Source organism: Cytobacillus sp. MT66 (assembly GCF_058792595.1).
In genome coordinates this window covers 1-11,038 of record NZ_JBXAFB010000006.1, presented here as the reverse complement: position 1 = coordinate 11,038, position 11,038 = coordinate 1, and the positions used below count along the sequence as shown (strand labels likewise).

The following is an 11,038-nucleotide window of genomic DNA, read 5'->3' as shown; positions in this document are numbered from 1 at the left end:
ATTCAATATTAGTTCCCGTCCTGACTTCCCCTCTCTTCTTTCCGGCACTAACATTCAATGTTAGTTCCCGTCCTGACTTCCCCTCTCTTCTTTCCGGCACTAACATTCAATGTTAGTTCCCGTTCTGACTTCCCCTCCACTTTTTCCGGCACTAACATCCAATATTAGTTCCCATTCCATACACCCTGCACCTTCTTCCGGCACTAACCCGCTCCCAACAGCCCAACCACCCGCCAGCACTCCACACAAAATAAAAAGAGCCGTCCCCCACAAAAGGTTCCAGCTCTCCTACTCCCAATTTGCAATTTTGCTTGAGATAAAATCTATGTATTTTTCGTCCTCCTGGAGTTCGAAGATGATCAATGCCTTTTCCATGTAGCTTTTGGCCTCTTTGATTCTCTTCAGGAGCTCGTAGTTATAGCCAATATGATAGTGAAACTCGCCGATTAAATAGAGGTTATCTTTTTGAATGCAGCCTCGAATGGCTTCGCGGCAGTATTTGATGGATTCGTCGTATCTGCCAAGGCGTGTCAGCGAGCGCGCCATATTATAAGAAATACGGCTGAACAGGGTCTGATCGTTTATGTATGGTAGCAATGAGAGATTTTCTCTTGCGTCTAGGCAGATCTTCATCGTATTTTCATATTCATGCTCTTCGAAAAAAATGGCACCGATGCTTAGTTGCATCTCGATTTCCCGCTCCGACCAAACTTTTGTTGTTTTTTTCGTTAAGCAAATAGCTTTCTGAATCAATTCGATGGCTTTCTTTTTATTGCGGTTTGCTGCGTGTTCATAAATTCCCTGGTACCATAATAGGATTTGCTGGTTTCTATTATTTTGCGTGAATAATGGGTTAGCTTTTTCCGCATCAATTATTTGCTTAATGGTCCTGTAATCCGAATTTCTTCTTGCCTGCTTTAGCTGTTCCGTCACTTCCTGAACATATTCAAATCTTGGTGTCATGCCAATATCAAAAAAATAGTTTACATCCACACCAAGTCTTTGCGAAATTAGATATAATGTAGAGGCATACGGATAGACGTCTCCATTTTCAATTTTACTGATCTGTGCCTGGGTGCAGATTCCTTCTGCTAATTCCCCCTGCGACATTCCTAGAAGCTTTCTTAATTCCTTTATCTTTTTTCCAATCGCTGAGAAGTCCATAACCAACACTCCAAAAATATTCCTATAGTTATATTCTATCAAAGAAAGCCAAGGAAAATGGAAATTTACCCGTATTTTTATGCAAAAAGGGCTAAATATAGCAAATGTCCGAAAATTTAAATTATGATTTAATAGAGATAAGCAAATTCAACTAATCAAAAAGGAGGATAACTGATGAAAAAGTTGCTAAGCCTTATCCTTGTCTGCGGGCTGCTTGTCAGCTTTAGCGTGTTAAGCGGTGCACCTGCAACTGATGGTGATTCCGTTCGTACCCAAGAGCTTCCAACTATTTACTAATCCTTAACTGAATCCTATCCTCTATTTCTGAGCACTTTACGATCGAAAGTGCTCTTTTTTTATTCCTAAAAAAAGTTTTTCAACTTAGGCAATTAGTTCCTAGACAGAAAATAATAGACCAGATACCCTATATAAGGAGCTAAAGCACCAAGGAGCAATAAATACAGCTGAAAATATGCCTAAAGTTATATTTTTATAGATTTTAAGATAAAACCAGCGATTTTCCCGCCATTTTGCTCAAATTTGCCGGTTTTTAAGGAATACAGGGTATTTTCCTTTATGTTTAAATAAGGCTATAAGATTTTATTACTGGTATTCCCTACCAACCCTAATGTGTCCTTAAACGTTAGGAGTAATATCTTTCAATCTCTTTATCACCTCATTTTATGGGGTGATCTTTTTTTGTAAAGGCTGTGTTAAATCTTAATGTTGATAACGCATAAAAATTATAGGAAACCCTATTTTTTTGAGTTTCCTCCATTCTTGTTTAACTAACGTGCCGTTAACTCAATTGGAGATATTTTCAAGTTTTTTATTAAACACACTAATTGAGTGGAAGTTCTCTTTTAGGAGGTTATCAATTATTTGCTTCATTACATTTGGTTCTCGTAAGTCCTCATTTTCAAATGTTACAAGTTCATTTATTTTTATCCATTTACTGTCTGTAATTTCATCTTCTTCGAGATTTAAAGAGCCTCCAGTAACTTCACCAATAAAATGAAATAAGATAACTTGATTGTTCGAACTACTTATAAAATTATAAACACCAGTAGTCCCAATCAGGTTGACATCAAACCCTGTCTCCTCTTTAACTTCCCTTCTAGCTGAATAGAGAATGTCTTCACCATATTCGATATGTCCACTCGGAAAATTCCACTTATTAAAAGCAGTAGGTTTATTCTCTCTAATAATCAAGACTTTATCATCACTAAAGATTGAGACACTTGCTACTAAAACAATTCCATTTTGTGACATCCATTTCTCCCCAATTCTTTTCGTATAATTATCAAGATATTTCGTAGCCACACCTTTAAAGCGGTCTATCCATTTCTTCAAACGAGAATGGAGACCATTGACATTTTGAATGTGATACAAGCCCTTGATAACGTGTTTGCCCTTTGCTCACCTTGATAATCAACCAGAACATTTGTTCCAATACTCATTATATCAAGAATTCAGGGGGTATCAAATATGAACATTTACCTTTCACAGAGCCTTTGTAAAAAAAACCGGGACAAGCATTTGTCCCGATTAATGATTCCAATAATTCTGTTTGGTTTTATCGTAGTTAATAAAATACCCGCCGCCAAGGTCAAGCTTATTGCCGCTAATATTGTACACGCGGTAGTGCTCGCCCTTTTTCAGCGTTCTGGATACGCTGCCGTTTCGGTCATATAGCGGGGTGTCACCTTCAATATTGATGGTCCCTTTGTAAAAAGAAACATCAGCATCTCTAGTAATATAGTAGCCGCCGCCCACATAGTAGGCCTTGTCATCAATGCTGTACACTTTTACCAGGTCTCCCGGTACAATCAGACGATGGACGGTACCATCTGGTCTGTATAGCTTAACTCCCGGGCTCTTGATATGAATCCGTCCGATATAGACACTCATCTTGCTGCTGTTGGCTTCAATATAGTAATTGCCGCCGAGATTGTAGTTATTGCCAATTGTTCCGTACACTTGATAGGAGTATCCTCTTTTTAAAATCTTTGCTGTTTTTCCATCCGGGCTGATCAACGGCATATCCGCTTTAAGATACACGGCTGCAGCCGGCAGCTTGGAGTTCCATCCATCTGGTACGTTCGGAATGGACAGGCCAATTTGTGACATTTGGTTGTAATAATCGAGAATCTTCTCTCCGTATCCAGTTCCTGGCACCGCCCAGCGGCCATTCAAATCTGTCCAATAGGGGGCAATCCCTCTTGTTACAAGGTCAAACCGCGGATCGATCTTTTCTGTGACAAGCGGTTCTTTATTGGCGTAGGCCTTAAGATGCTGGATCTGCGCGCGAACTCCCTCTTCAGGTGTATTAAAATAAGCTCCCCGTACGCCGCCGCCAACTGTGCCAATTCCTGCATAGTTATTCTGCTCTGGAACAACATCATTGCCATATTGAAAATAGCCTGTTTCATGAATCGCCTGGGCAAAGGCAATGTCCCCGCGAATTCCTTCCGCTGCCCCAATCCACAAATATAATTCTGCCAATCTATAAATATCGACACCATTTAATTTAGGATCCGAGTTTCTTAATAAAACAAAGTCCCCCATTTGCTTGGAAGTTAATACTGAACTCCCTGAAATTGGCAGCTTGCCATCAGCTGCTTTTGCAGGTAACACAGGAGCTAGTCCTAAAAGCAATGCAAACATAAAAACAAATACCTTTCTCATTTTTCTCTCCTTTGTCCCAATTATTATTCTGTTATTCTATTCTTACATACCTATACCCGTGTCAACAACAAATAAAAATAGGGAACCCTAAAATGGGCCCCCCAATTTTACGAAGATTTAACTTTTGTAACAAAACAGGTAATCACCTTTAAACCGCATGAATACACAGGTTTTGTCCAAAGTATAGTTTACGGATGAGTATATTTTCCATAATTTTTACATTTTCATTACGAGATTTCTAGTTTACAATAAGTAGTGTACACAAGCAATTGAACCCAATCGGTTTGTTGTCTCGTGTGCTTACCTAACTTTTGGAATTGGATGTCACTTAGGTGATGTCTAATTCCTTTTTTATTTTACGTTAAACTTGGCCGTTGATATCCGTTCCAGGCGCTTCGCGCACCTTAGGACGGTTCGGGAGCCTCCGCACAGCGACGCTCCTGCGGGTCTCCCCTGAACACGCTTTTCCCGCAGGAGTCTACGCGCCCTCCACTCCAATCAACTGGTTGTTAAATCAACATTGACCTTTAAACAGTCTTTTATAAAATCACACCCTGAACTTGGTGACGATTTCCTGCAATTCTTGAGCAAGTCGGCTCAAGGACTCCGTGGATGCTGTAATTTCCTCAAAGGAGGCCAGCTGTTCTTCCGATGATGCAGCAACGCTTTGTGATTCATTGGAAGCTTCTTTAGCAACAAGCGATAATTGCTCGACGGCCACTGCCACCTGCTGGGTATTGGCAGAAATCTGCTCAATGGTAGCGGATACTTCTTGAACCTGCTCATTGACGGTGTCAATCGCTGTTGTAATTTTTCCAAAGGCTTCGCCTGTTTGATGGATTACTGTCTTCCCAACAGCTACCTCGTTGGAATTCTTCGTCATGTCCTTATTGACTGTTTCCGTATCGTTTCTAATTTCTTGGATGAGTCCAACAATCTGATCGGCTGATTTCCGTGATTCTTCGGCAAGCTTTCTTACTTCATCAGCAACCACGGCAAAACCTTTACCGTGCTCACCAGCTCTTGCTGCTTCAATCGCAGCGTTTAGCGCCAATAGGTTGGTTTGATCGGCGATACCAGTAATGACGCCGACAATTTTTGAAATCTCTTGTGATCGGATATTGAGCTGCTTGATGGCTGTCATGGTGTTTTGCGTGACATCATCAATGGTATCCATTTGCTGGATTGCCTTTTGCAAGGATTGATTTCCTTCCTCGGACAAAGCCGTGGCTTCTAAGGCAGAATCCCTTACCATCCGTGAAGATTCAGCAATATGAGCAATCCCCTGAGAGATGTCCTCCATGGCAAGGGCATTTTCGTGAGATTTACTCACCTGTGTCTCAGCTCCGCTAGCTACTTCTTGAATAGATGAAGAAATTGTCTCAGTTGCTTCAGTTGCTTGTTCAACTGTCGCATGTAGCTGTTCCGATGCTGCGGCAACCTGTTCGGCACTTCCATTCATTTGCTGAACAATCTGGCGCAAGTTACTCGCCATTCCATTAAATGCTCTAGCCAAGTCGCCAATTTCATCCTTTGATTTCACCTTAATCTCATCCTGGGTTAAATCTCCATTTGCAATTTTTTCCGCCACAATGGCCAGCTTTTTCACCGGTCTAGAAATGATGCGGCTGATGTAATAGGCGATGACAGCCCCGATGATTAAGGCAATTCCAATCAGTACCCCCTGCTGAGTTTGCGTAGCCTTCACAAGCTGATCAGTCTGGCTTCGCACGTAATTTAACTGATCTGTTTGATAATCAATCATTTTTTGCGCCGTTATTTGAAATCCCGTAATAATCGGAGGATCCTCTAATTTAAGGACATGAATATAGTTTTCATTGTTTCTATCCTTTAGATCAATCATGGTCTCTGAAATTTTAATATATCTTTCACTAAATAGACTAAGCTCATTCAGCAGCTGCTTGTCCTCTCTGCTGGTCATCAGCTTCGAAAGCTCTTTGTTCTTTTTGTCATACTCACTCTTAGCCTCATAATAAGCCGTAATTGACTCCTTGTTGCTAAGAAGCAAATAACCCCTTGTTGAAAGCTGAATATTCTTTGACTCCTCGATCAATTCACGGATAAGATTGATTTTCTTCACCTGATCATTCAGCAAATCCTCATATGTATTTTTCGTTGCATTCAGCGAGTATAAAGAAAACCCGGACATGAGCAACAATAAGATGAGAACCGAGCCAAAGCCCAGATACATTTTCTTAATGACGGTAAACTTGAACTTTCCTTTTGAGGCTTTAACAGGCTTTTCTTTCTTTTTGGATTTAACCTGTTTTTTCTTTTTAATAATGGCCATAGGTACACTCCTTCTAATTCATTACGACAAAATTCATCATCTATTACTATTATTTTATATAATTTTACAAAAATTTTATATATTATAGTTAAATTTTACTAAAAAAATTTCAAACTGCCTTCATTCATTTTTATATGCATGAAAAAAGAGCTACCGCAAATTGCGGTAGCTCTTTTGAAGTACAATATATTATTTTGCAACTACGCCATCTTTAACTTGGTTGTTTTTAGCATCTACAAGGTTTGCAGATTTGAATTCAACAGAGATTGCATCAGTTAAGTTGAAGTCTTTAGTTGTTGTGATTGTTAATTTACTGTTTTCTACTTTTGCAGTAGCTGCAACAGCTGTTCCGTTAACTTTTACTGTTACACCGGAAACATCAGCAGCATTTTCTTTAGTAGCAATCGCTTCTGAGAACGCTACTGTGAATTGCTTGCTGTTTACTACAGAAATGCTGTCAGCAACTGGTGCCACATTTTCAGTTAGGCTAATAGTTTTAGATACTTTACCATTTTCAAGAGTATTTGAATCTTTATCAAGTAAAGATGTTGCTTCAAGTACATAAGTACCATCAGCAGCTACAGAACCTTCTGGTAATGTGATTTCAACTGTTGTTCTTGAGTCAACAAATCTTAACTTAGCATTTTCAGACAAAACTTTACCGCCAAGTGTATAGTTAGCTGCAACTAATGCTGAGTCACTCATTTCTTTGTTGAAAGTAACAGTTAGGACATTTCCTGCAACTTCAACTTTAGAAATATTAACGATTGCTTCAGGCTTTACAGGAGTTTGTGCTACTTCAGGAGCAGTTACATTGAAAGTTAAAGTATCTGCTACTTTATTACCGTAAACATCAGCAACTACTTTACCTGCTAGTTCAAACTTATAAGAAGATTTAGCAGTAAAGTTATAGTCAACTGCAAGAACGTTTTCTTCAGTTCCTTCAACTTTGCCGTTGCCATCAACGTCATAACCAAATGTAGTATTATCATCAGTTAAGTTTACTGCTTCTGAAGTTTGGTGTACATTGTCTTTAACTTTTAAAACAAGTTCATCGTCACCTGTTAAGTCTCCAGCTTCTACTTCGTCATTGAAAGAAACTAGAAGTTGTTTGTTATCTTTACTAACAGATGCTGAAACAAATGCTGGAGCTGTTGAATCAGCAGTTAAAGTTGCTTGAGCTTCCACTTTTTCACCTGCATTATTGGCTTTATCTTTAAAGCCTTCAACTGCAACTGTTGCATTTAAGAAGCTAACTCCTTTAAGAACATCTTCTTTTTGTGCATCTAAAACATACTTAGTTTTCTCATTTTCATCTTGAACAAATTTGTCAGCATAGTCTTTTCCATTAATTTTAACTGTTCCTAAAGTAACTTCTTCAGAGAAGTGAAGAGTAACTTTATTGCCAGAAACATTGATAGAAGCAACTGGTTTCACTTCATCTTTCGCTTGTGCAGGGACAGTTACGCTTTGAGAAATAGGGTTAGCTACGTTATCCGCTTTATCAGTTGCACCTACGATATCAACTTTGTATGTTTTGCCAACTTCAAGACCTGAAATTGAAACTGTGTCATTAGAGAATTGAACATCAGTTGCCACACCATTAACTGAAACTGTTCCAGCAGATTTTAGAGGCTCGCTGAATTTAATTACAGCAGTTGCTGTAGTTGCGCCATACTCATAAGTTACATCTGCTACAGCTGGTACTACTGTATCTTTATAAGTGATTGAAGAAACATATTTTGTTGTTTTTACTTTGTTATCTGCTTTTGTTTCGATTGGCTCAACTGTAAAAACTAACTTGTCACCATTAATTACTGTATCATAAGTTAACGTTACAGATTTATTGTCATCTGCAACAGCAACAGCTGGCGCTTGAGTTTGGCCTTCTAAGCTGAATTTTCCTGCAGTTGCATCTTCTTTATTGATTTCTTTATTGAAAGCAACAACTACTTGAGTTGCATTAACCGCACTCACAGACTTAACCTTAGGAGTCAACTGTGCTTCCACTTCTTCAAGGGCCTTAGAAAGCTCAGCTTTCATTTCTTTGTTTTGAACTTCGTTGATGTATTTGTTAGCTTCAGCAACGTGCTTTTCTACTTCTGCTTCGTTGTTCGCTTCTAGAGCTTTGTTAGCAAGGTCTAGTTCGATTTTTACTGTTACTGCATATTTTACGCTGTCGCGAAGATTTTCAGCAGATTTTTTGTAGTTTGCACGGATTTCGTCACGTGTTGTTTTACCGTATACGCGGTCTAATAGGATCGCTTGCTTACGGATTTCTGTAGAAAGGGCATGGTAAGCAGCTTCTGTATCATCATTGATTAGGTTAGCATCAATTTGTTTTTGAAGGTCTGCTTTTTTCACATTGATCTTTTCGCCAGCAGTGATGGCATCGATGTAGTGCATTGTACGATCAATATGAAGATTTACGTTTTGTTCTATGTCAGCTAGGTAGCCAGCTTTTTGTGCTGCTGGTAATTTGTTGATTGCTGCTACAGCGGCATCACGTGCTGCTTTAGCTGCATTGTATTGAGCCCATGGACGTGTAGTTCCATCTGCAGAACCTTCTGTAGAAATAGCCCATTTAAGTACAGTACCAGCGTCTTTAGCTTTTTTCACTAAAGATTGTACGTCGTTAGCCGCAGCGTCAGCGCCTGCAGGAGTTGTTACTACAAATGCGGATGCTGCAATTGCTGATGCACCTAAAACTTTGATTGCTTTCTTTTTATTCAATGGAAAATCCCCCTATAAAAATATTTCATTATTAATCTCTTTTAGTTATGTAAGGATTGTTGTTCATGGCCCCTACGAATATTATCTTAAAATATAATAGAATCTTGTTAAATGCTAAAATTCTTCCAAGGTATCAGCAATATGGATATGCATGTTAATTTTTCCAACATAATTTCCTGAAACCATATTGGTGTATGCGTTTGTTAATAACTGGTTATTCCAGATTTTATAAATTCCTATAACGACGGTGAAAATAATAGACATAACGATCACTAAATTAGTATAATCTTCCTACTAATATAATTAGGTACAAAGATAGACAAGAAGGGTGATCGTATGACAAAGAGCCTAAAGTTTAAAATTTTGCTGATCTTTTCGATGCTGCTTTTGATTTCATGCCTTTTGATTAGTTTGTTTTTTTATCAATCCTCATTTCAGTTAGTGAAGGATTCCGTTGGGAAACAGGAGTCAAGGATTGTCGAACAAGCCGTCTCGATGATTGATATCGGCCGCTATGAAAAAATCACAGTGGATTCCGGTGAAAACGAGTATTACAGAGAATTGCGGGAAAGACTAAACAACTTAAGAGAAATGAACGGCATGACCTATTTGTACACCATGGCACGAGAAAAAAATGGAGATACCTATGACTACTATTATGTTGTAGATGGCATGCCTCTTGATTCCGATGACGCTTCAGCATTAGGGGAAAAAGAAGAGATGATTGATTACTATCCGGAAATGAAGAGAGTTTTTGAAACTGGCGAAACCGAATATCAATTATCTAACGATGAAGAATACGGAGCATTAATATCTATCTATACCCCTATTAAAAATCATTCCGGCGAAGTCATTGGTATAGTAGGTGCTGATATGGATGCTACAGCGGTATACCAAGTGATGGACAAGAATAAGCTGAATATTATTTTGATCACCCTTTCGATTCTAGCAGTCGGGCTCATTGTTGTTTATCTTTTCTCTGTCTATTTAACAAAGCCTTTAATGACATTGACATCACAGGTTAAAAAAGTAGGAAAAGGCGATTTAACCGTAGCCATTCAATCACAACGGAAGGATGAAATCGGTGTATTAACTCAAGCCTTTCAGCAAATGCTGGCTGAATTGAAGTCGGTCATCCAAGCAATCCAAACGATATCAGGTCAGCTGACAGGAACTTCTGATTTGCTGTTAAAAAATAGCGAATGGGCTGGAAAAGCCAGCAATGAAATCGCTGCTTCCATGATGGAAATTTCCGAAGGTTCCTATACACAATACAAAAGTTCAGAGGAAGGAGCTGCGACATTAGAGCAGATGTCCAATGGTCTACAGAACATTGCCGAATCATCCGCTAATGTCTCTAACCTGTCTTCGATCAGCTCCGGACATGCACACGCGGGTAATCAGTGCATTGAAAAAGCAATTGAACAAATGAATGTCATCAATCTATCGGTTGAGAGATCTTCTTATGACATTAAGACACTGGAGCACCAATCGAATGAAATTTCATCCATCATTAATATTATAAGTGACATCTCTTCGCAAACGAATTTACTCGCATTAAATGCAGCGATTGAAGCGGCGCGGGCCGGCGAATCCGGAAGAGGGTTTGCCGTGGTTGCTGAAGAGGTAAGAAAGCTCGCTGAGCAATCTGAGAAATCAGCCAACAGCATTTCAGCTTTGATTACAAAGATGAGAGAGGATACCAAACAGACCGTATCTTCGATGAATGTAGTTGCTGAAAATGTAAAGGAAGGGATTGATGTCGTCTCTGAGGCTGGCAAGTCATTTGCCAGTATTGTAGAGTCCATTCAAAGTGTAGCTTCACATATGAAAGAGGTATCGGTGACATCTGAAGAATTATCGGCCTTTTCAGAGGAAGTAACAGCGGCGGTGATGGAAACAACCGCGATTGCCAGCAAAGCGGCAGAGAGCACCAAACACGCTGCTGATCAAACCGCCGAACAAGAAGGCTATATCACAAATATATCAGGCAATATTTCAGAATTAACGAGCATGGCTAATCAATTAGATCAGCTGGTAAAAAAATTTACTATATAAGAAAAGTAAGAGGCTGGGACAAAACCCTCCTCTGAAATGAAAAAGCCTGTGAAATTTTACAACGAGTAAAATTTCACAGGCTTT

7 protein-coding genes and 1 pseudogene are annotated in these 11,038 nt (G+C 39.2%); 2 read left to right on the top strand and 6 right to left on the bottom strand.

Features of this window, described 5'->3' with window-relative positions; genetic code table 11:
- Positions 1-288: 288 nt before the first annotated feature.
- On the bottom strand, positions 289-1,164 hold the full coding sequence (locus AC1Q59_RS12170; RefSeq protein ID WP_492366106.1) for a helix-turn-helix domain-containing protein: 876 nt from the start codon (positions 1,162-1,164) through the stop codon (positions 289-291).
- Positions 1,165-1,338: 174 nt separating this feature from the next.
- Between AC1Q59_RS12170 and AC1Q59_RS12165 the strand changes: the two genes are divergently transcribed.
- Entirely contained in the window at positions 1,339-1,461 is a 123-nt protein-coding gene (locus AC1Q59_RS12165) for a hypothetical protein (RefSeq protein WP_492366105.1), read from the top strand.
- 507 nt (positions 1,462-1,968) lie between these two features.
- On the opposite strand, the gene AC1Q59_RS12160 is transcribed toward AC1Q59_RS12165, so the two are convergent.
- From AC1Q59_RS12160 to AC1Q59_RS12140, 5 genes and pseudogenes are all read right to left on the bottom strand, one after another.
- Positions 1,969-2,436, bottom strand: coding sequence for an NUDIX hydrolase (locus AC1Q59_RS12160; protein WP_492366104.1), 468 nt, complete (start codon positions 2,434-2,436; stop codon positions 1,969-1,971).
- 24 nt (positions 2,437-2,460) lie between these two features.
- Positions 2,461-2,577 (bottom strand): annotated as a pseudogene (locus AC1Q59_RS12155) (IS1595 family transposase); the annotation flags it as partial.
- A 135-nt stretch (positions 2,578-2,712) separates the two neighbouring features.
- Positions 2,713-3,852 (bottom strand): glucosaminidase domain-containing protein, encoded by a 1,140-nt coding sequence (locus AC1Q59_RS12150; protein WP_492366103.1) that lies wholly within the window; start codon positions 3,850-3,852, stop codon positions 2,713-2,715.
- A 547-nt stretch (positions 3,853-4,399) separates the two neighbouring features.
- Complete coding sequence (locus AC1Q59_RS12145) at positions 4,400-6,163, bottom strand: methyl-accepting chemotaxis protein (protein ID WP_492366102.1); 1,764 nt, start codon at positions 6,161-6,163, stop codon at positions 4,400-4,402.
- A gap of 189 nt (positions 6,164-6,352) precedes the next feature.
- On the bottom strand, positions 6,353-8,896 hold the full coding sequence (locus AC1Q59_RS12140) for a hypothetical protein (RefSeq protein WP_492366101.1): 2,544 nt from the start codon (positions 8,894-8,896) through the stop codon (positions 6,353-6,355).
- Positions 8,897-9,232: 336 nt separating this feature from the next.
- Between AC1Q59_RS12140 and AC1Q59_RS12135 the strand changes: the two genes are divergently transcribed.
- Positions 9,233-10,954: a methyl-accepting chemotaxis protein gene (locus tag AC1Q59_RS12135; RefSeq protein WP_492366100.1), complete on the top strand. Its 1,722-nt coding sequence runs from the start codon at positions 9,233-9,235 to the stop codon at positions 10,952-10,954.
- The last annotated feature ends 84 nt before the right edge of the window (positions 10,955-11,038 follow it).